At 71.3% G+C, this 20,014-nt stretch carries 18 protein-coding genes; 8 read left to right on the forward strand and 10 right to left on the reverse strand.

What is annotated here, in order from left to right:
* Positions 1–136 precede the first annotated feature (136 nt).
* Genes ACIQMX_RS28390 through ACIQMX_RS28410 form a run of 5 tightly spaced genes read right to left on the reverse strand, consistent with a single transcriptional unit; the run spans position 137 to position 5,210 of the window.
* Positions 137–1,069 (reverse strand): VOC family protein, encoded by a 933-nt coding sequence (locus ACIQMX_RS28390; protein ID WP_363073822.1) that lies wholly within the window; start codon positions 1,067–1,069, stop codon positions 137–139.
* Positions 1,070–1,073: 4 nt separating this feature from the next.
* A complete protein-coding gene (locus ACIQMX_RS28395) occupies positions 1,074–2,081 on the reverse strand; it encodes an amidohydrolase family protein (protein ID WP_402482241.1) in 1,008 nt (335 codons plus the stop codon).
* Positions 2,078–3,220, reverse strand: coding sequence for an FAD-dependent oxidoreductase (locus tag ACIQMX_RS28400; RefSeq protein ID WP_402482244.1), 1,143 nt, complete (start codon positions 3,218–3,220; stop codon positions 2,078–2,080). Before ACIQMX_RS28400 ends, ACIQMX_RS28395 begins: the two co-directional genes overlap by 4 nt.
* A gap of 23 nt (positions 3,221–3,243) precedes the next feature.
* The gene (locus ACIQMX_RS28405; protein ID WP_363073828.1) at positions 3,244–4,206 is read right to left on the reverse strand and encodes a cyclase family protein; all 963 of its coding nucleotides are present in this window, start codon (positions 4,204–4,206) and stop codon (positions 3,244–3,246) included.
* Positions 4,203–5,210 (reverse strand): fumarylacetoacetate hydrolase family protein, encoded by a 1,008-nt coding sequence (locus ACIQMX_RS28410; protein WP_402482247.1) that lies wholly within the window; start codon positions 5,208–5,210, stop codon positions 4,203–4,205. Before ACIQMX_RS28410 ends, ACIQMX_RS28405 begins: the two co-directional genes overlap by 4 nt.
* A 258-nt stretch (positions 5,211–5,468) precedes the next feature.
* Between ACIQMX_RS28410 and ACIQMX_RS28415 the strand changes: the two genes are divergently transcribed.
* From ACIQMX_RS28415 to ACIQMX_RS28425, 3 genes are all read left to right on the forward strand, one after another.
* Positions 5,469–6,752 carry a TerD family protein gene (locus tag ACIQMX_RS28415; RefSeq protein ID WP_402482250.1) on the forward strand — a complete coding sequence of 428 codons (1,284 nt, stop codon included), beginning with the start codon at positions 5,469–5,471 and terminating at the stop codon, positions 6,750–6,752.
* 81 nt (positions 6,753–6,833) lie between these two features.
* Complete coding sequence (locus ACIQMX_RS28420; protein ID WP_402482253.1) at positions 6,834–7,469, forward strand: TetR/AcrR family transcriptional regulator; 636 nt, start codon at positions 6,834–6,836, stop codon at positions 7,467–7,469.
* A gap of 50 nt (positions 7,470–7,519) precedes the next feature.
* A complete protein-coding gene (locus ACIQMX_RS28425; RefSeq protein WP_402482408.1) occupies positions 7,520–8,941 on the forward strand; it encodes an MFS transporter in 1,422 nt (473 codons plus the stop codon).
* A 135-nt stretch (positions 8,942–9,076) separates the two neighbouring features.
* Here the strand turns inward: ACIQMX_RS28425 and ACIQMX_RS28430 are convergent, their stop codons facing one another.
* Positions 9,077–9,229 carry a hypothetical protein gene (locus ACIQMX_RS28430; protein WP_363073838.1) on the reverse strand — a complete coding sequence of 51 codons (153 nt, stop codon included), beginning with the start codon at positions 9,227–9,229 and terminating at the stop codon, positions 9,077–9,079.
* Here ACIQMX_RS28430 and ACIQMX_RS28435 point away from each other — a divergent pair.
* A complete protein-coding gene (locus ACIQMX_RS28435) occupies positions 9,228–11,042 on the forward strand; it encodes an ABC transporter ATP-binding protein (protein WP_402482256.1) in 1,815 nt (604 codons plus the stop codon). The two genes, ACIQMX_RS28430 and ACIQMX_RS28435, sit on opposite strands and share 2 nt — an antisense overlap.
* Positions 11,043–11,105: 63 nt before the next feature.
* Here ACIQMX_RS28435 and ACIQMX_RS28440 read toward each other — a convergent pair whose 3' ends face one another.
* Positions 11,106–12,089 carry a helix-turn-helix domain-containing protein gene (locus ACIQMX_RS28440; RefSeq protein ID WP_402482259.1) on the reverse strand — a complete coding sequence of 328 codons (984 nt, stop codon included), beginning with the start codon at positions 12,087–12,089 and terminating at the stop codon, positions 11,106–11,108.
* A gap of 189 nt (positions 12,090–12,278) precedes the next feature.
* Here ACIQMX_RS28440 and ACIQMX_RS28445 point away from each other — a divergent pair, with 189 nt between their 5' ends.
* The 3 genes from ACIQMX_RS28445 (at position 12,279) to gap (ending at position 15,838) form a co-directional block, all read left to right on the forward strand.
* Positions 12,279–13,691 (forward strand): aminopeptidase P family protein, encoded by a 1,413-nt coding sequence (locus ACIQMX_RS28445; protein WP_402482262.1) that lies wholly within the window; start codon positions 12,279–12,281, stop codon positions 13,689–13,691.
* 80 nt (positions 13,692–13,771) lie between these two features.
* Complete coding sequence (locus ACIQMX_RS28450; protein WP_219569389.1) at positions 13,772–14,728, forward strand: GlxA family transcriptional regulator; 957 nt, start codon at positions 13,772–13,774, stop codon at positions 14,726–14,728.
* Positions 14,729–14,839: 111 nt separating this feature from the next.
* Positions 14,840–15,838 carry a type I glyceraldehyde-3-phosphate dehydrogenase gene (gene gap, locus ACIQMX_RS28455; RefSeq protein WP_363073846.1) on the forward strand — a complete coding sequence of 333 codons (999 nt, stop codon included), beginning with the start codon at positions 14,840–14,842 and terminating at the stop codon, positions 15,836–15,838.
* A gap of 70 nt (positions 15,839–15,908) precedes the next feature.
* On the opposite strand, the gene ACIQMX_RS28460 is transcribed toward gap, so the two are convergent.
* On the reverse strand, positions 15,909–16,907 hold the full coding sequence (locus ACIQMX_RS28460) for an NEW3 domain-containing protein (protein ID WP_402482265.1): 999 nt from the start codon (positions 16,905–16,907) through the stop codon (positions 15,909–15,911).
* Positions 16,908–16,930: 23 nt separating this feature from the next.
* On the reverse strand, positions 16,931–18,382 hold the full coding sequence (locus tag ACIQMX_RS28465; RefSeq protein ID WP_363076566.1) for a Gfo/Idh/MocA family oxidoreductase: 1,452 nt from the start codon (positions 18,380–18,382) through the stop codon (positions 16,931–16,933).
* Between the two features lie 393 nt (positions 18,383–18,775).
* Between ACIQMX_RS28465 and ACIQMX_RS28470 the strand changes: the two genes are divergently transcribed.
* Positions 18,776–19,195 (forward strand): hypothetical protein, encoded by a 420-nt coding sequence (locus ACIQMX_RS28470; RefSeq protein ID WP_402482268.1) that lies wholly within the window; start codon positions 18,776–18,778, stop codon positions 19,193–19,195.
* On the opposite strand, the gene ACIQMX_RS28475 is transcribed toward ACIQMX_RS28470, so the two are convergent.
* On the reverse strand, positions 19,174–19,959 hold the full coding sequence (locus ACIQMX_RS28475) for a helix-turn-helix domain-containing protein (protein ID WP_402482271.1): 786 nt from the start codon (positions 19,957–19,959) through the stop codon (positions 19,174–19,176). The two genes, ACIQMX_RS28470 and ACIQMX_RS28475, sit on opposite strands and share 22 nt — an antisense overlap.
* Positions 19,960–20,014 lie beyond the last annotated feature (55 nt).

Consider the following 20,014-nt stretch of genomic DNA (forward strand, 5'->3'; position numbering starts at 1 on the left):
GTGGGGGGGTTGTGGGGGGGGGGGGGGGGGGGGGGGTGGGGGGGGGGGGGGGGGGGGGGGGGGGGGTTTGGGGGGGGGGGGGGGGGGGGGGGGGGGGGGGGGGCGCCGCCCCCCCCGCCACCGGGGAGGACGGGGATCAGACGGGCGGGGCGACGAACACACCGCGGTCGGGGTCGTTGAACGACTCCTTGGCGACGATCTCGTTCATCGCGTTGGCGGTGCCCCACTGGTCGGTGACCTCGGGCTGCGAGAAGTCGTAGACGTGCGGGTGCCAGGTGTCCTCGTCGAGGTTCTCCAGTTCCGTCGTGTACTCGACGGTGTTGCCGTGCGGGTCGAGGAAGTAGGTGAAGGTGTTGTCACCCGCCAGGTGCCGGCCCGGGCCCCAGACCTTCCTGAAGCCCGCCCGCATGACCCGGCCGGAGCCGCGCATGTACTCGTCGATGCCGCGCATCTCGAAGGAGACATGGTGCAGAGCCGTGTGCGGTCCCTGCGCGATGGCCATGGAGTGGTGCTGGTTGCTGATCCGCATGAAGTGCATGACCTCGCCCATGTGCGGGGAGGAGAGCGTGTCGGAGAGGGCGAAGCCGAGATGGCGCTCGTACCACTCACGGGTGCGGTTGAGATCCGGCGAGTTGAGGACGACGTGGGAGAGCTTGACCGGGATGGCCTCCTTCTCCTCGATCTTCCTGTGCTGCCGGACTTCGACATCCGCGGAGACCTCGATGGTGCGCCCGTCGACGTCGAAGAAGCGGAAGCCGTACCCGCCGCCCGGGGTGTCCACCTTCCCGGGCCGGCTGATGAGGTCCACGCCGCCGGCCAGCAGCCGCTCGGCGAGCGTGTCCACGTCGGCCGGGTTCGCGGCGCCGTACGAGACGAGGTCGAGCCGCTTCTCCTCGGCGCGGCGCAGCCGTACGACGTACTGCTCGGGAGAACCCTCGGCGGCGAGGAACGAGATTCCGGAGTCCTCGGCGACCTTCGTCAGGCCCCACACCCCGGCGTAGAAGTCGAGCTGCTTGTCGTAGTCGGGTACGGCCAGGTCCACGTGGCGCAGATGAGTGAGCAGGCGCATGAGGTCAGTCCTTCCGGAGGAGGGCGGCGGCATTGCCGCCCCGGACGGCGTGGAGATCGGAATCGGTGAGCCGTGCGGCGCGCAGTGCGCCGAGCGGGTCCTCGCTGCCCATGTCGAACGGGAAGTCCGAGCCGAGCAGCACCCGGTCGGCCCCGGCGACGCGGACCAGCTCCCGCAGTACGTGCGGGTCATGGACGAGCGAATCGAAGTACAGCCGCCTGAGATAGCTGCTCGGCAGGTGGGCGCAGCCGGCTCCCGCGTCGGAGCGTGCGGACCAGGCGTGGTCGGAGCGGCCGATATGGGTGGGCAGATAGCCGCCGCCGTGTGCCGCGATCACCTTCAGCCCGGGGTGCCGGTCGAGCACACCCGAGAAGATGAGGTGGGAGAGCGCGACCGCGTTCTCCGTGGGCTGGCCGACGGTGTTGGACAGGTACCACCGGTCCAGGCGCTCGTCGAGCGTGCAGCCGAAGGGGTGCAGGAACAGCACCGCGCCGGTCTCCTCCGCCCGGGTCCACAGCGGCTCGTATGCCGGATCGGACAGCTCGCGCCCCGGCGCGTGACTGGAGATCTCCACTCCGAGCAGCCCCTGGCCCAGGGCGTCGTCGAGGGCTTCGACGGTCCGGTCCGGATGCTGGAGCGGTACGAGTCCCAGCCCGCGCAGTCGGTCCGGAGCCGCCGCGCAGTGTGCGGCGGTGGCCTCGTTGGCGAGCCGCCAGATTTTCTCCGCGGTCTGCTCGTCCGCCCAGTAGTGGTAGTGCGACGGGGAGGGGCTGACCAACTGCACGTCGACGCCCTGCCGGTCCATCGCCGCCAGTCGCACGGCGACGTCGGTCATCGCGGGGACGCGCTCGCGGACCATGGGCCCGTTCACGGCGAGGGCCTCGGCGCCGTTGCGCCGGGCATCCAGCGCCCTGGCCGCCTCGTGGCCGGGCAGACCGGACACGGCGGCCTCGATCTGCGGCAGCAGCACGTGGGCGTGCACGTCGATGGTGGGCGGGGCCTGGGCGGTCACGGCAGCTCCCGGAGCATCGTCATGGTGCGGCCCATCAGGCCGGGCACGTCCGCGTCCCGTACCCCGTCCAGCTGCCACTGGCCGATCTGCACGGACGCCTCGACCACCGGGCGGACCCGGGCGATCCGTCGCTCGTAGTACGCCTGGAGCAGCTCGTCGTCCCAGGTGTCCGAGCCGGTCAGCAGTTGCGCGAGGACCCATGCGTCCTCCAGCGACAGCGCGGCGCCCTGGGCGAGCGTGGGCGGGCAGCAGTGCGCCGCGTCGCCGATGAGCACGACCCGGCCGCGATGCCAGGACCCCTCCACCAGCATCCGGTCGAACCAGGTGTAGTTGACCTCGGCCGGGTCGGTGATGTGCCGGGTGATCTCCGGCCAGAAGCCGCCGTAGGCGGAGGCCAGCCGGCGCATCTCGTCCGCGTACGACTCCGGCGGGATCGAGGCGCGGTCGCGGTTGGCCTCGACCACATAGGCGTACAGGGTGCTGTCGCCGGTGGGGCAGTAGCCGGCGATGTACGCCGGTCCGCCGTAGGCGAGGTCGGTGCGGGTCACGCCTGCCGGGCGGGGGGCGGCGATCCGCCAGATGGCCATGCCGGTCGGCTCGGGCTTCGCCGTGATGCCGAGCGCGGCGCGGGTGGTGGAGCCCAGCCCGTCCGCGGCGATCACCAGGTCGTACCGGTCCTCCGAACCATCGCTGAAGCGCACGCGGACCCCGTCGGCGTCCTGGGCCAAGGTTTCGGCTGTGACGCCGAGACGGACGGACGCGCCGCTGGTGCGGACGGCGTCGATCAGGACGCGCTGGAGCTGGGACCGCTGCATGCCGACGGTGGCGGGGAGGTCGTCGCCGCCGCTGCGGATGTCGTCCTGGACGTGCAGCACCGTTCCGTCGGGCGCGGTGATGCCGACCGATCCGAAGCCGTAGCCGGATGCCTCGACCTGCTCCCACACGCCCAGCTCGCGCAGCACCCGCAGGGCGTTGCCCTGGAGGGTGATGCCCGATCCGGCGGTGGCGTTCCAGTCTTCCCTGGCCTCGATCAGATGCACCTCGACACCGGCGCGGCGCAGCAGGAGTGTGACGGCGTTTCCGGCCGCGCCGCCTCCGATCACGAGGACCGTGCGGTCCTCGTTGCGGGCTTCAATCATGGGGAACTCCCTTGTTCCTGAGGCTACTTGACGGCGATCGGATTGACGGGCGAGCCGACGGCGCCGGTGATGGGGAGTGGGGCGGCGGTGAGCCAGAACGCGTACACGCCGTCGGCCGCGCAGTCCTCCGCGAGCGCGTCCAGGTCCCACATCTCACCGATCAGCAGGCCGATGTTGGGGATGGCGACCTGGTGCAGCGGCTGGAAGGCGTCCTCGAACTCATTGGGCCGGACCTCGAAGCCCCAGGTGTCGGTGGCGACGGCGGCGATCTCGGTGCCGTGCAGCCAGCTCGCGGTGGTGAACGACAGTCCGGGGGCCGGACCGCCTGCGTAGTCGCCCCAGCCCTCGCGGCGGACCCGGCTGAGCTGCCCGGTGCGGACCAGGACGATGTCACCCCGGCCGACACTCACGCCCTGGGCCTCGGCGGTCGCCGTCAGGTGGTCCGCGGTGATCGCGAAACCGTCGGGCAGCTCGCCTCCGTCCCCGACCACACGTCCCACGTCCAGCAGGACGCCGCGCCCGGCGATGTACGGGGCCATGTGCTCGATGCCGGTGACCAGGTCTCCCTCGGAGGTGACGACCTGGTCCGCCGGCCTGCCGTTCCACGCCTTGCCGTGGTCGAAGATGTGGCCGAGCCCGTCCCACTGCGTGGAGCACTGCAACGGCATCGCGATGACGTCGTCGGCACCCCCGAGGCCGTGCGGGAAGCCCTGGAGCCCGAGGGCCGCGTCGGTTCCGGTGTCGAGCATGGTGTGCACCGGGTTGGTGCGCCGCCGCCAGCCCTTCTGCGGCCCGTCCATGTCGAACCGCTGGGAGAGCGAGAAGCTGACGCCCCGCCGCACGAGTGCCGCGCCCTCGCGGCGCTTGGCCTCGTCCAGGAAGTTGAGGGTGCCCAGTACGTCGTCCTCGCCCCAACGGCCCCAGTTGGAACACGCCTTCGCGGCCCGGGCGATCGACCCCTCGGGGTCGTGGCGGTCGAAGGTCACGAGGCGCCCTCCGCGACACAGCGCGTGCGCTGGGCGCCGAGACCGGTGACGGAACCGTCCATGACGTCGCCGTCGCGCAGCAGCCTGCCCCAGTGCATGCCGTTGCCGGCCGGGGAGCCGGTCAGGACCAGATCGCCGGGCAGCAGCCGGGCGCTCTGCGAGGCGTACGACACCACGCGTGCCACGTCGAAGATCATGTCCTCGGTGGACTCGTCCTGCATGGTCTCGCCGTTCAGCTTCAGTACGAGGCGCAGGTCACCGGGGTCCGCGACCGACGCGGCGGGCACGATCCAGGGGCCGAGCGGGGTGAAGCCGGGCGCGTTCTTGCTGCGCAGCCAGTCCGTACCGATCTGCGGCATGTCGCGGCGGAAGACCGTGGCGCGGTCGGTCAGGTCGTTGGCGATCGTGTACCCGGCAACGTGGTCCAACGCCTCCTCCACGGACACCTGGTGGGCGGCCTTGCCGATGACCGCCGCGACCTCCAGCTCCCAGTCGGGCTTGCTTGCCCATGCGGGGAGCACGACATCGTCGTACGGGCCCGTGATCGCGCTCGGCAGACCGATGAAGACGTACGGGAGGTCCTCGGCCGCCCGGCGGTCCATGATCTCCGCGGCCTCGGCGCGCCGCTCCTGTTCGGACCGGCCGTCGGCCGGGTCGCCGTGTGCGACGTGCAGGTCGATGACATGCTGACGGTAGTTGGCGCCGGACTGGAACACCTGGCGCGGCTCGACCGGGGCGTGCACCCGGAAGCCGGCCAACGGCCTGAACTCCGAGCCGTCGTCGGCCGACGCGGCCAGTGCGGCCAGCCGGGGTGCGGCCGAGTCCCAGATGTCCAGCAGGCCTCGGACGGTCAGACGGGGGTCGCCGAAGGCCGCGCGCAGGTCGAGTACCCGGGCGTCCGCCGTGACGAGCGCGGGGATGTGCGCTCCGTCCGGTTCCGACAGCGTGGCGAGGGCGAACGGTCCGGCGAACAGCGCGGACGCGGATTCAGGTTTCACGAACATGTCCTCCTGATTGCGATGGGACCAATCTGTCCCAGCAGGCCGTGATCAGGGAAATCGATTCTGTGGATGACCGCCATCCGTCCCGTTTATCCTTGCCCGTCGGCGTCCCGCTGTGCGCGACAGCCGCTGCCGGCCGGATGCGGCTTCTCCGGGAGCACAACTTCCCCCGGAACGGGGGTAATTCCGGGCTTCGGGCTGGGGGTGGCGCCGAAGTTTCGTACGCTGCGGAAGTCGGAAAGGCCACGGAGGGGGACTTCCATGTCGTTGCGCAAGGGTGCCAACACGCCGGTGGAGAGTGCCCGTGTGCGGGTGGAGCTCGGGTGGCGCACAGGCCCCGGCGCCCCTGATGTGGACGTGTCGGCTCTCCTGCTGACGGCGGTCGGCAAGGTGCGCTCCGACGACGACTTCGTGTTCTACAACCAGCCCGTTCACCCCAGCGGGGCCGTCCGCCATGAAGGACGGCGCCAGGACGGGGGCGTCGCGGTCGAGACGATCGACGTGGCGCTGGCGGCGGTGGAGCAGGAGATCGGGACGGTCGTGGTCGCGGCGTCCACGGACGGCAGGTTCGGCCAGGTGGCCGGGCTGTTCGTGCGCGTGCTTGATGCGGTGAGCGGTGCCGAGACGGCACGGTTCGAGGCCACGGACGCCACGACGGAGACCGCGTTCGTGCTCGGGGAGCTGTACCGGCGCAACGGTGCCTGGAAGTTCCGGGCGGTGGGCCAGGGGTACGACTCCGGCCTGGCGGGGCTCGCGACTGATTTCGGGATCAGCGTCGACGAGCCCGCACCGCCCGCGCCGGTGTCCCCGCAGCGGCCTCCCGCGCCCGCCCCGGTGTCCCTTCCGCGGCCTGCCGCACCCGCACCACTTGCCCCGCCGCTGGCGCCGTCCGTGCCGGCCCAGCCCGTGCGTCTGTCGAAGATCACCCTGACGAAGACGGCGCCTTCGGTGTCGTTGACCAAGCAGGGGGCGACCTCGGGCGGGATGCGGGTCAATCTCTCGTGGAGCGCCCGCCGGCCACCGCGCGGCTGGATGAGGAAGGGTGAGGACGCCGTCCGGCTGGAGGATGTCGACCTCGACCTCTCCTGCCTGTGGGAGCTCCGGAACGGGGCGACGGGGATCGTCCACCCCATCAACAACCAGTTCGGCTCGTTCGATCAGCCGCCCTACGTCCAACTCGACCAGGACGACCGGACGGGCACGAGCGAGACCGGCGAGAACCTGATGATCAACCTTGATCATGCCGCCGAGATCAAGCGTCTGCTGGTGTTCGTGGTCATCTACGCCGGGGCGTCGAGCTTCGCGGGGCTGCACGGCGTCGCCACGCTGTATCCGCCCGTCGGGCCGCCGATCGAGATGCTCCTCGACGAATGCACCGTTCCGTCCCAGGTGGCGGCGATCGCGCTGATCGAGAACGTGGGCGGGGAACTGATCGTCCGCCGGGAGGCGAAGTACCTGTTGCCGCCGCCCGGCATCTTCAAGCAGCAGGCCGCGGATCTCGAGTACGGCTGGGGGCTGACGTGGCAGGTGGCCAGTAAGGACTGACCGCACCGTCGGACGACTCCTCCGGGCTGTTGCGACAGCCGGGCGTAGACAGTGTCTACCACTCTGGTGGACACTGTCTGCATGGAATCCGAAGGCTCACTGCGGGAACGGCTGATCGACGTCGGCGTGGACATCGTCATGACCGACGGACCTGACTCCCTCGGGCTGCGCGAGATCGCCCGCCGCGCGGGGGTCTCCCACGGGGCGCCGCGCCGCTACTTCCCCACGCACCACGCCCTGCTCTCCGCGATCGCCCGCCGGGGCTTCGCGGACCTCGCCTCCCGGTTCGAGGCGGCAGCGGAAGAGGACGCTTCGCCGCGGGACCGGCTGCGGGCTCTCGCGCGGACATACCTCCGTTACGCGCTCGAGCACCGCGGCATGTTCGAGCTGATGTTCCGCCACGACCTGCTGGACGGCAAGGCGCAACCGTCGGACCTGCCCCCGCTGCGCGAGTCGACCCTCCCGCTGTTCGCGCACATGGTGGAACTGGTGTCGCGTCACACGGCGGAGCGCACCGCCGCCGGGCCCGCCACGCCTGCGGCCGTCATCGCCGCGGCCCTGTGGACCAACCTGCACGGGGTCGCCCAGCTGTGGGCCTGGGGCAGTCTGCCACTCGCCCTGGGCGCCGCCGGCCAGGGAGGCCCCGAAGGCGCCGACCCGCTCGACCGGCTCCTCGGCGCGGTGCTCGACGCCCATCTCGGCCCGGTGAACGGGTGACGGGGGCAGGACGACCACGCACCGCCCTCCTGGCCGCCGTGGCCGGAGCGATGATCGTCGCACTGGACGGCACCGTGCTGCTCGTGGCGCAGCCCGACCTGCAGCGTGATCTCGGCGCGACCGTGACGCAGGTTCAGTGGACCAGCACCGGCTACCTGCTTGCCGTGGCCTCGTTCCTCGTCATTGCCGGGCGCCTGGGGGACAGGTACGGTCACCAGCGCCTCCTGTTCGTCGGTGTGCTCGGCTTCGGGGCGGCGTCGGCGGGCATCGCCCTCGCGCCGGGGGTTGGCTGGGTGATTGCCCTGCGTATCGCCCAGGGCGTGTTCGGCGCGCTCCTGCAACCGGCCACGCTCGCACTGCTGAGGCTCGTGTATCCGCCCGGCCGGCTCGGCGCGGCGATCGCCCTGCGGACCAGCGCGATCGGGGTGGCTGCGGGGGCCGGGCCGCTGCTCGGGGGCTTCCTCGTCACCCATCTGGGCTGGCGTGCCGTGTTCCTGGTCAACGTCCCCGTCGCGCTCGCCATCGCCGGTCTCACCCTGGCGGTGCGGGTGCCGGCGACGCCACGTGTCCGCAGCGGGAGGACCGACCTCGTCACCGCGGCCCTGTTCGCGGCGACGCTCGCCACGCTGGTCCACGCGCTGGCCGGCGTTCCGGAGCACGGATGGGCCGCGCCCCGGACGCTCCTCGGGCTTGTTCTCGTCGTGTGCCTCGCGGTGGGGCTCGTCCTGCGCGAGCGCCGGAGCACGGAGCCCTTCGTGCCACCTGCCGTGGCGCGGTCGGTGCCGGTGGCCGCCTCGATGGCGATCCTGCTGGTCACCTCGGGCGGAATGTTCGGCGCGCTCTTCGTGGCCACGTTCGTTCTGCAGAACGCCCTCGGACTCGATCCGCTCACCAGCGGCCTGCGTGTACTCCCGATGACCGTGCTGATGGTCCTCGGGGCGCCTGTCGCCCACACACTGCTCCGCCGGTACGGCGCCCGCCGCACGGCGATCGCAGGCCAAGTCCTCGTCGTCCTGGCCGTCCTGGGCCTGTCCGGGCTCGGTCCTGCCGAGCCCTGGCCGGTATGGAGCGCGACGTTCGCCGTGCTCGGTGCCGGTTTCGCCGTCGTGATGGTCACCGCCACCGGGACCGTCGTCGGCGACACGCCGCCCGGATACGCGGGAGTCGTCGGTGGGCTCAAGCAGACCGCCATGAACGTGGGCCCGACGCTCGGCATCGCCGTAGCCGCCGGATTGATGCCGCTGGAGCCGTCCGCCGGCCTGCTCCGGGGCGTGTCCGGCCCGGGCACGGGCACCGCCCTGCTGGTCCTGGCCGCGCTCGCCGCGCTCGGCCTGCTGCCGGCATCGCTGCTCCCGTCGCGACGGGACCGCGACACGGGAGGAGAGAGACGACTGATCCCGTCCCCGGCGCATCCCGAGGGTGCGGCGGGGTCTGCCGGGCAGGCAACGAGCCGCCCGCGCGGCCGCGGTTGACGACGGCGTCGGAGCGGTCGGCGGGCGCCGGGGAAACGAGGCCGGGGCCGGTCCGCCCCGCGCCCGGGAAAAACACGTGGACTCGGCGGGTCCGCTGCCGGGACACTGAAACCCCTCGCCCGACCCCTCCTCGTCTCACTCCGGCGCACCGCCACGTGCCGTGTGCCGCAGGACCGCCCCGGCGAGGGCACTCCACACGAAACCGAAACTCCGCGCGGCCGTCGAGGCGAGCGCCTCCTCCCGCAGCAGCACGTGGCGGGCGGCCGCACGACCACACAGGGTTGCCATGGGATCGCCTGAATCGCACGAAGCGCCGGGCAGGGGCTCCGTGCTCCTCGCACTTCGGTACTACGGAAGGGAACTGACCCGCCGAAAACGGCTGACCTTACCCGCGATGCTGATGCCCGCAGTGGGCAACATCGGCATCAGCTACATCGCGCCGCTCGTCGTCGCGAAGCTCGTCGGCCACCTCGCCGGCGGCGGAGACCACGACATCGCCTCGATTCTCCCCTACGTCCTCGCCTTCGCCGGCGTGCTGCTCCTCGCGGAGGTCTGCTGGCGCGTCGGAGTGCACTTCCTCAACCGCCTCGACGCCCTCGGCATCGAGCACCTGTACGTGCAGGGCATGGATGAGCTGTACGCCAAGGACACCGCGTTCTTCCACGACAACTTCGCCGGTTCGCTGACCAAGCGGGTCCTGAGCTTCGCCTCCCGCTTCGAGGAGTTCGTCGACACGCTGACCTTCTCCGTCGTGGGCAGCCTCGTGCCGCTGATCTTCGGATCCGTGGTGCTGTGGCGCTACGAACCGCTCCTCGTCGTCGTCCTGTTGACGATGATCGCCGTCACGGCGCTGTGCGCGGCCCCTCTCATCCGCCGCAGGCAGGCCCTCGTCGGACAGCGCGAGGAGGCCATCGCCCGGGTCTCCGGACATGTGGCCGACAGCCTGATGAACATGGACACCGTCCGGGCGTTCGCCGCGGAGGGGCGGGAGGCCGCCGAGCACCGCTCCCGCGTCGCGGAGTCGCGGCGCCTCACCCTGCGTTCCTGGGACTACGGAAACCTCCGCATCGACACCCTGGTCGCGCCGATGTCCGTGCTCACCAACGCCCTGGGCCTGCTGCTCGCCGTCGTGCTCAGCGGAGGCGGCAACGGCGTGGAGGCGGTGGTCGTCGCCTTCATGTACTACTCCAACGCGACACGGATCATGTTCGAGTTCAACCAGATCTACCGGCGGCTGGAGAGCTCGATGACGGAGGCGTCCCAGTTCACCGAACTGCTGCTGACGCCGCCCGCGCTGCGCGACCCGGAGACGCCCGAGCCGCTGCTGACCCGGGCCGCCGATGTCCGCTTCGAGCAGGTGACGTTCGCCCACGCGGGAGCGCCGCCGCTCTTCGAGTCCCTCGACCTGTCCGTGGACAGCGGTGCGAAGATCGGCCTCGTCGGCCGGTCGGGCGGGGGCAAGACCACGCTCAGCCGGCTGCTGCTGCGGATGACGGACATCGACGGCGGCCGGATTCTGATCGGCGGTCAGGACATCAGCAGAGTGCGCCAGGCGGACCTGCGCAGCATGATCGCGTACGTTCCGCAGGACCCGGCGATGTTCCACCGCACACTGCGGGACAACATCGCGTTCGCCCGGCCCGGCGCCACCGACGCCGAGATCCGCCGCGCGGCCAAGGCCGCACATGTCACGGAGTTCGCCGACGCGCTGCCCGAGGGATTCGGCACGATGGTGGGGGAGCGGGGCGTGAAACTGTCCGGCGGACAGCGCCAGCGCGTCGCCCTCGCCCGGGCGATCCTGCGCGACGCGCCGATCCTGCTGCTCGACGAGGCGACGAGCGCCCTGGACTCGGAGAGCGAGATCCTCGTCCAGGAGGCGCTGTGGCGGCTCATGGACGGGCGGACGGCGCTCGTGGTGGCGCACCGGCTGAGCACGGTCGCCACCATGGACCGGCTCGTGGTCCTGGACCGGGGACGGATCATCGAGCAGGGCACGCACCACGAACTGCTCGCCTCCGAGGGTGCCTACGCCAAGCTGTGGCAGCACCAGTCCGGCGGCTTCCTCGAGGACCCGGCCCAGCCGGAGGCCGGCCTGGTCTGAACGAGGACGCAGGGCCGGGGCCCCACGCGGGCCCCGGCCGTCCCACCGGTACGGCCGCCCCGCTCACAGCCAGCCCGAGCGCTGCGCCTGCAATGCCATCTGGAAGCGGTTCGCGGCACCCAGCCGGGCCATCAGGACCGACAGCCGGCGGAACAGCGTCCGGCGGCTGATGCCCATTTCGCGGGCGATCACGTCGTCGCTCGCGCCGCCGGCGAGGAGCCACAGGAGCCGACGGTCGCTGGGGGCGAGCCCGCCGGGCAGGGTGGCGCGTCCCTGGAGCGGCAGGGCGTTCTGCCAGGACTGCTCGAAGAGCGCCACGAGCGCCGAGAGCAGACCGCAGGGCTGCACGACCAGCGTCGTGTTGTGCACGTCCGCCTCCTTGATCGACAACGACACGAGCGCGTACGCGTCGTCGATGATCAGGAGCTTGACCGGCACCGAGTCCAGAACCCTGGCCTGCTCCCCGGCCTTGACGCACGGCTCGATGGCATCCTGCAGATACCCCGGATACTCCAGCGACGCCCGCGAGTACACGACCCGCTGCGTCACCCCGCGGGCGAGCGTGGCCAGCGCGTCGTCCGTCGCCCCGGGCAGCGGGAAGTACGGGGGCGACTCGAACTGGCGGATCTGGTTCCGGGCACTGGCCCAGGCCTGCCGGATCCTCGGGCCGACGGCGTCCCCGGTCACGACCTCGACGAGATGGTCGTTGTACGCGGCGAGCCGCTGCCGCCGGAACGAATCGAACGCGCCCCCGACCGCGATGCGGGACTCCTCGACCTCGGCCGCGCGATGCCGGGCCAGGACCTCCAGCCCCGCGGTGGGCGGCACCGGGGCCACCACCTCCTCGTCCTTCTCGGCGGCACTGGCCAGGCCGGCGTCCACCAGCGCCGCGTACGCCGAGGCGACCTCCGCACGGTCGAGGCCCGTCGCGGACCCGATCGTGTCCAGCGGGACGGGGGCCAGTTCCAGCAGCGCCTGGTAGACCTCGGCGGCCGCCTGCCCGACGCCCAGAAGCCGAAGAGCCTCCCTGAGTCTCACGTTCGTCATACCCGTCATTATCGTTGGTTTCCGACCCCGCCCTGGCCGATCTGTGCCAGTGGCGGAACTGGGCGCCACTGGCCCGGCCCGCCGGATACCGTCCGGGAGCCGCCGGCGGCAGCGAAGGCGAACGTCCGGAGGTCTTCCTCCGGCCACCGCCGAGGAACCGTCCCGAAGAACCCGAAGAAGGAGCATGACGTGGCGAAAGGCCGGAAGAACGGTCTCTACTCAGGGATCTCCGAGGAACTGTCCGCCCTGATGCGTACCGGATGGGCCGACACCGAGCAGCACGACCTGGAGCCCGACGAGCAGGCCCCGCACGCCGCCCTGCGCCGTGCCGCGCTCTCCGCGCGCTTCCCCGGCGAACGCCTCGTGATCCCTTCGGGCAACCTCAAGGTGCGCTCCAACGACGACACCTACCCCTTCCGCCCGCACTCGGCATACGTGCACATGACGGGAGACCGCGCACGGGACGGCGCGCTCGTCCTCGAACCGCGCCCGGACGGCGGCCACGACGCCTACTGCTTCCAGCTGCCGCGGGACAGCAGGGACAACGACGAGTTCTGGACCGGCCCCACCGCCGAGCTCTGGATGGGCCGCCGCCGCTCCCTCGCCGAGTCGGAGCGCGTGCTCGGCCTGCCCTGCCGCGACGTCCGCGGCGCGGCCGGCGACCTGGCAGCCGCGGCCGGTGTGCCGACCCGGATCGTGCGCGGTGTCGACCCGGCCCTGGAAGCCGCGGTCAGCACCGACGAGGAGCTCGACGAGGCCCTCGAAGAAGCCCTCAGCGACCTCCGCCTCGTCAAGGACGACTGGGAGATCGGCGAGCTCCGCAAGGCGGTGGACTCCACCGTCCGCGGGTTCACCGACGCCGTCGGCGAGCTCTCCGGCGCGGTCGCCTCCTCCGAGCGGTGGATCGAGGGCACCTTCCTGCGCCGCGCACGCCTCGAAGGCAACGCCGTGGGCTACGGCACCATCTGTGCCGCGGGAGACCACGCCACGATCATGCACTGGACGGACAACGACGGCCCCGTCCGCCCGGGCGAGCTGCTCCTGTTCGACGCCGGCGTGGAGACGCACACCCTCTACACCGCCGACGTCACCCGCACCCTGCCGATCAGCGGAACGTTCACGCCCGTGCAGCGCAAGGTCTACGACGCGGTGTACGAGGCCCAGGAAGCCGGCTTCGCCGCCGTCAAGCCGGGCGCCGCGTACCGCGACTTCCACGACGCGGCCCAGCGATACCTCGCGGTCCGGCTGGTCGAGTGGGGCTTCATCGAGGGCCCGGCCGAGCGCGCCTTCGAACTCGGCCTCCAGCGCCGCTTCACCATGGCGGGCACCGGACACATGCTCGGCCTGGACGTGCACGACTGCGCGCAGGCCCGGAACGAGGAGTACGTCGGCGGCGTCCTGGAGCCGGGCATGGTGCTCACCGTCGAGCCCGGTCTGTACTTCCAGCCCGACGACCTCACGGTCCCCGAGGAGTGGCGCGGCATCGGCGTCCGGATCGAGGACGATCTGCTCGTGACCGCCGACGGCTACGAGAACCTGTCGGACGGCCTGCCGCGCTCGGCCGGCGACGTCGAGGCCTGGATGGCCCGGTTCGCGGGCTGAGCACCGGCGAGGGACCCGGCCGCGCCGACGGGCCACGGCCTGTTCACCGGCGCGGCCGGCTCCCTCGTACGCTGTGTCCCGTGTCAGCCTCCCGTCTCCACCGCACCGCCGTCCTCGTCCTGGAGGGCGCGAAACCGCTCGATGTCGGGATCCCGGCGCAGGTCTTCACCACGCGCGCGAGCATGCCGTACGAGGTACGGGTGTGCGGCGCGGCGCCCGGGCTCGTGACCGGCGGTGACGGGCTGTCGTACCACGTCGCCGACGGACTGGACGCGCTGGAGTGGGCCGACATCGTCTTCATCCCCGGCTACCGGTTCCCGGACCGCGACGACCCGCCGCAGCCCGTCGTCGACGCGCTCGTCGCCGCCCACGACCGGGGCGCCCGGCTCGCCGCCATCTCGACGGGTGCCTTCGCGCTCGCCGCCACGGGCCTGCTGGACGGCAGGCGGGCGACGACACACTGGCACTACGCGCGGGCGCTCGCGGCGAAGCACCCTCTCGTCCAGGTCGACGAGAACGTGCTGTTCGTCGACGAGGGCACCGTCCTGACGTCGGCGGGCGCCGCATCCGGCATCGACCTGTGTCTGCACATCCTGCGCGGCGACCTCGGTGTGGCCGCCGCCAACCACGCGGCCCGGCGGCTGGTGGCGGCGCCCTACCGGAGCGGCGGCCAGGCGCAGTACGTGCCGCGCAGCGTGCCCGAGCCGCTCGGCGAACGTTTCGCCGCCACCCGTGAGTGGGCACTGCACCGCCTCGGTGAGCCGCTCACCCTCGACGCGCTCGCCCGGCACGCGGCGGTCTCGCCGCGCACGCTCTCGCGGCGCTTCGTCGAGGACACCGGGTACACCCCGATGCAGTGGGTCATGCGGGCCCGCATCGATGTGGCCCGGGAGCTGCTGGAGCGCTCCGAGCAGAGCATCGAGCAGATCGCCGCCGAGACCGGACTCGGAACCGGGACCAATCTGCGGCTCCACTTCCAGCGCATCCTGGGCACCACCCCGAGCGAGTACCGGCGCACCTTCGCCCGGGCCGAGTAGCCCGGCACCCGGTGGCGCGATCCTTTCGAACCGTGGCGCCCACGCCGCTGCCACGACCGGGGTGCGGCGAGCGAACCTTGGTGGCGAACCGCAGGGACGAAGGGACACCCCATGACTCGCATCGCCATCAACGGATTCGGCCGCATCGGACGCAACGTGCTGCGCGCACTGCTGGAGCGCGACAGCGCCCTCGAGGTCGTCGCCGTCAACGACCTCACCGAGCCCGCCGCGCTCGCCCGGCTGCTCGCCTACGACTCGACGTCCGGCAGGCTGGGGCGTCCGGTGACGCTCGACGGGGACGTCCTCGTCGTCGACGGCCGGCGCATCCAGGTGGTCGCCGAGCGCGATCCGGCGCAGCTCCCGTGGGCGGCGCTCGATGTCGACATCGTGCTGGAGGCCACCGGACGGTTCACGTCGGCCAAGGCCGCCCGCGCCCACATCGACGCCGGCGCGAAGAAGGTCCTCGTCAGCGCGCCCTCCGACGGCGCCGACGTGACGCTCGCGTTCGGGGTCAACACCGACGCGTACGACCCGGACCTGCACACGATCGTCTCGAACGCCTCGTGCACGACCAACGCACTCGCGCCGCTGGCCAAGGTCCTCGACGAACTCGCCGGGATCGAGCACGGTTTCATGACGACGGTGCACGCCTACACGCAGGAGCAGAACCTTCAGGACGGCCCGCACCGCGACCCCCGCCGCGCCCGCGCCGCCGGAGTGAACATCGTGCCGACCACGACCGGCGCCGCCAAGGCGATCGGCCATGTGCTGCCGAACCTCGAAGGCAAGCTGTCGGGCGACTCGATCCGCGTCCCCGTTCCGGTGGGTTCGATCGTCGAGCTCAACACGACGGTGGCCCGCGACGTGTCGCGCGAGGACGTCCTGGCGGCCTACCGCGCCGCGGCGGACGGGCCGCTCGCCGGGGTGCTGGAGTACTCCGAGGACGCCCTCGTCTCGTCCGACATCACGGGGAACCCGGCCTCGTCGATCTTCGACTCGGAACTCACCCGGGTCGAGGGTCGGCACATCAAGGTCGTCGCCTGGTACGACAACGAGTGGGGCTTCTCGAACCGTGTCATCGACACGCTCCAGCTCCTCGCCAACGGCTGACCGGCCACCAGGACCCCCGGGCCGGGCGATGATCGCCCGGCCCGGGGGTCCCGTCGGTCGTGGACGGCGCTCAGGAAGCGATCGCCATGTCGAAGAGATGGACGTTCCCGTTCGCGGGCAGGACCACGAACTCGACCGTCCTGGACGGGTCCAGCGCGATGGAGTGTGCGAACACGCGGTACTTCACCGTGGCGTTGCCGTAACCGTCCGGCCGGTTGCGGCCGTCCGTCGACGCGACCAGGGTCGCTCCGTGGGCGTCGGCCGGGTCGAACGACCAGTTGGGGAAGCCGAACGAGCCCGTGGTGGACGTGCCGTCGGTGTAATAGACGGTGGCCTTGCCGGTCGCACCGCTTCCGACGCCCGAGCCGAGGAACACCAGCCTGGATCCCTGACCGGCCAGTGAGACGGCCTGCCCGGCACTCGCCACGTTGTCCTTCGTGCCGGCCGGCACGTCCGGCCACGTCAGGGTGGCACCCAGCGCGTCGACCTCCGCGCCGGGTGCCAGACCGGCCGCGGCGAGCTTCTGCGCCGAGAAGCTGTTGCCCTCGCCATCGTAGTTCCCGGCCGTCGTCGCGGACTCGTCGGTGATCGCCACACCGTTGTACGCCGCCGCGAGGTTCGCCTGCGGTGAGCCGGACCGGTCGGTCCGGACGCCCGTGGCCGTTCCGAGACCGTCGCCTCCCTGGTACGTGGCGGTCGCCGTGAACGTACGGATCACGAACCCGGACCGCTTCTCCGGCACCTGGATCCGGAACGTCGCGGAGGCCGAGGCACCCGTCGCGAAGGAGCCCGACACGCTCTGCACGGACGGCTGGACCGCCCATCCGACCGGCCCGGCGAAGGAGACCTTGAGCGAACGCAGGCGCTGTGGCGCCGAGTTCCTGACCGTGACCTTCACCGTCGAGATGACCGGTCCGTCGAGGTCGACCGGAGAGACGGTCACCTCGGTCTGCGACTCGGCGGCCGCGGCCGGCGGCGCGGACGCGGCCGAGGCCGCCTGCGCGGGAACGAGCAGCACCGCCGCCGCCACGGCGGCTCTGAGCGGGTTGATCAGTCGGGCCGTTCTCATGGTGTGCTCCTTGGAGAGGGAGGTCATGGGGCGACGGGGGGCATCTCGGTGGTGCGCGAGTCGAGCCCCATGCGGAGGTTGACCCAGGAGCCCCGGGTGAAGTCCGGGATCTCCACCGGACGTCCCTTGGCAGCCAGGGACTTGACGCTCAGCGGAACCGGCGCGCACCACGAGGCGGAGTCGTACACGTCGATGTCGGGGACCAGACCGGCCCGCATCAGCTGGACCGTGCGCCACTGCAGGACGTAGTCCATGCCGCCGTGACCGCCGTTCTCGGCCTCGTCACCGAGCTCCTTCCACAGCCAGTGGTCGAACTCCTTGCGGTACGTGTCGAAGTCGCGCCAGCTGTCACCGCTGTGGTCAGGCTCGAAGTAGACACGTGCGTCGGTCGTCGAGGTGCCCGCGTAGTCCTCGAAGATGCCCCTGCTGCCGACCAGCGAGTTGATCCGGCTGTACGGACGGGGCGCGCTCACGGCGTGCTCGGCGCGGATCGTCCGGCCGTTCGCCGTCCGGATCTGACAGGTGACCAGATCGCCGTTGATGTACGTCTCGTTCCAGGACGGGTGGGACTTCGGCATGAAGCGCTCGCGGTAGTCGGCGAGTCCCTTCGGGGCCGTCGCGGTGGCCGTCATCGTCGTCATCCGGTCGCCGCGGTTGATGTCCATGGCCGCGGCGATGGGCGCCAGTCCGTGCATGGGGTAGAAGGACGCGGTGGAGCGGGTGTGCCACAGCCGGCGCCAGGAGTCGGTGTAGTACGTGTCGGAGAACAGCAGCGCGCGCAGGTCGTGGAGGTAACCGCCATGACCGTTGGTGAGCTCGCCGAACAGGCCCTCGTGGCCCATCTTGAGCATGGCCAGCTCATTGCGGCCGTAGCTGCAGTTCTCGGACAGCATCAGGTTCTTGCGGGTGCGCTCCGAGGTGTCCACGAGGTCCCAGAGCTCGTCGAGCTCGGTCGCGACGGGGAGTTCGACGATCACGTGCTTCCCGGCCAGGAGCGCGGCCTTGCCCTGCTCGTAGTGGAACTCCCACGGCGTGGCGATGTAGACGAGATCGATGTCGTCGCGCTTGAGCATCTCGGCGTAACTGCCGTCGGAGCCGCCGAACTCCCGGGGGCGCGGCTTTCCCGCTGTGACGAGTCGGTCGGCGGTGCGCTTGGCGCGGTCGGCGCGGATGTCGCAGACCGCGGTGACGACGCAGCCGGGGATCACGGACCAGCCCGTGGTCATCCCGGAACCCCGGTTGCCGAGCCCGATCACGCCGACGCGCACGGTCTCGTGGGGCTCGAAGGGAACGTTGACCATGGACTTCTGACCCGCGGCCCGGCGGGGCGCGGCGCTTCCGGCGAGCAGGGAGGCGGCGCCGGACCCGGGAGCGGCGGACGCGGACGCGGCCGATCCGAGTCCGACGGCGAGCGCTCCGGTGGCCAGCGTCCCTCCCAGGACCAAACGGCGTGAGACTTCAGGGATTTCAGGCATGCGACAACGCTCCTCGTTACGAGACCGGCATCACTGGCGGGGACGACTCTCGCGGGAACGACATTGACATGTCAAGAGTTGTTCATCGTTGCCGACTTTCGAGCATGAGCGAGCAAATTTCGTGCGAGAGTGGTTTCGGCGTGGGCACACGCCGGTGGGCCGACGAGAGAGGCTCCCGCCCATCGGCCCACCTTCTCGGCATGCCGTACGAGCCGTGTGCGACCGCTCGGGCCGTAGCCGTAGCCGTAGCCGTAGCCGTAGCCGTAGCCGTCCCCTGGCGTGCCGCCGGCTCTCCGTATGCCCGCCGCCGCCATTCCCGCCAGGGAATTGCCGGTACGTCGCGCCCGCAGCAGGATCTCGTCCGAAGGCACCCACCGCGCAAGGAGTTCGGACGTGACCGAGACCGACCCCCAGGACCTGGCCGACCGCTACATAGCCCAGTGGATGGTGACGGATGCCGCCGAACGCCGCGCGGCCATCGAGCGGCTGTGGGCGAAGGACGGCACCCATGTCCTTCAACCACCGGTAGAGATAAGGGAGACAGCCGCAGGACTGGGCTTCGACCGCTCGGCCTTGCAGGCCCGGGGCGTCGACGCGTTCGAGATCCGGGTGGCGCGCAGTCACGAACAGTTCGTCAAGGAGGCGGGACTCACCTTCCGCGCGGCCGGCGACGCCGTACGCCTGCACGACATGGTCAAGTTCTCCTGGGAGACGGTGTCCGGCACCGGCGAGGTGGTCGGTGGCGGACTGGAGATCCTGATACTCGACGAGCACGACCGGATCAAGGCCGACTACATGTTCCCCGGGGCCTGATCCGCCATCAGTCCCGACCGGTGGGACGCCGCCGACAGAGCCTCTGCCGTCTCCTCGTCAGCCGGCAGGAACGCCTCGAGTCTCAGCTCGGCGAGTGTCACGTCGATGGCGGTGGCGAAGGTCGTCACCGTCGTCATCAGGCGCAGATCGCCGAACGCCGAACACAGGTGGAGCGGGACCGCGAATCCGAGCTGCCCGGCGGAAGGCTCCAGGTCGGGCACGTACCCCGAGAGTTCTTCGCGCAGGTCGCCCAGGTCGCCCAAGTGGCTGAGGGCGGCCAGGATGTGGCGCGCCCATTCCGAAAGGTTACGGATACGGGGAGCCAGCCCGTCGGGGTGAAGAGCGAGCCGGTAGACGTTCCGGCCGGGGCCCACCAGTTCGGGCGCCGCGCCCTCGGTGATCAGACCGAAGGAGGAGTTCGCGGCGATCAGGTCACCGGCCCGGTCCACGACGATGGCGGGGAAGGGCAGATGGCCGCGGAGAATGCGGTCGATCGCGGACCGCACGGGGGCCAGCTCCGGGCCGTCGAGCGAACTCTCCGGGTACGCCGGCGCGTACCCGGCCGCGAGCAGCAGTTCGTTGCGCTCGCGCAGCGGCAGCTCCAGCGACTCGGCCAGCCGCACGACCATGGTCCGTCCGGGAGCCGACCTGCCGGATTCGATGAAGCTGAGGTGGCGCTGAGTGGTGCCCGCCCGCAGTGCCAGGTCGAGCTGACTGAGACGGAGACGGGTGCGGCGGGCGCGTAACGCGCGGGGGAAGTCCACGCGCCCGTTGTACCGGTGCCGGAGGATTCAGGTCCATTCCCCGGAGGGAATGGGC

This window comes from Streptomyces sp. NPDC091416 (assembly GCF_044756845.1).
Lineage (GTDB): Bacteria > Actinomycetota > Actinomycetes > Streptomycetales > Streptomycetaceae > Streptomyces.

Bases quoted from the DNA above. Each gene is read 5' to 3' on its own strand.
- ACIQMX_RS28390 (WP_363073822.1), bottom strand. From the start codon at position 1,069: ATGCGCCTGCTCACTCATCTGCGCCACGTGGACCTGGCCGTACCCGAC.
- ACIQMX_RS28400 (WP_402482244.1), bottom strand. From the start codon at position 3,220: ATGATTGAAGCCCGCAACGAGGACCGCACGGTCCTCGTGATCGGAGGC.
- ACIQMX_RS28410 (WP_402482247.1), bottom strand. From the start codon at position 5,210: ATGTTCGTGAAACCTGAATCCGCGTCCGCGCTGTTCGCCGGACCGTTC.
- ACIQMX_RS28415 (WP_402482250.1), top strand. From the start codon at position 5,469: ATGTCGTTGCGCAAGGGTGCCAACACGCCGGTGGAGAGTGCCCGTGTG.
- ACIQMX_RS28420 (WP_402482253.1), top strand. From the start codon at position 6,834: ATGGAATCCGAAGGCTCACTGCGGGAACGGCTGATCGACGTCGGCGTG.
- ACIQMX_RS28425 (WP_402482408.1), top strand. From the start codon at position 7,520: ATGATCGTCGCACTGGACGGCACCGTGCTGCTCGTGGCGCAGCCCGAC.
- ACIQMX_RS28435 (WP_402482256.1), top strand. From the start codon at position 9,228: ATGGGATCGCCTGAATCGCACGAAGCGCCGGGCAGGGGCTCCGTGCTC.
- ACIQMX_RS28430 (WP_363073838.1), bottom strand. From the start codon at position 9,229: ATGGCAACCCTGTGTGGTCGTGCGGCCGCCCGCCACGTGCTGCTGCGG.
- ACIQMX_RS28440 (WP_402482259.1), bottom strand. From the start codon at position 12,089: ATGACGAACGTGAGACTCAGGGAGGCTCTTCGGCTTCTGGGCGTCGGG.
- gap (WP_363073846.1), top strand. From the start codon at position 14,840: ATGACTCGCATCGCCATCAACGGATTCGGCCGCATCGGACGCAACGTG.
- ACIQMX_RS28460 (WP_402482265.1), bottom strand. From the start codon at position 16,907: ATGAGAACGGCCCGACTGATCAACCCGCTCAGAGCCGCCGTGGCGGCG.
- ACIQMX_RS28465 (WP_363076566.1), bottom strand. From the start codon at position 18,382: ATGCCTGAAATCCCTGAAGTCTCACGCCGTTTGGTCCTGGGAGGGACG.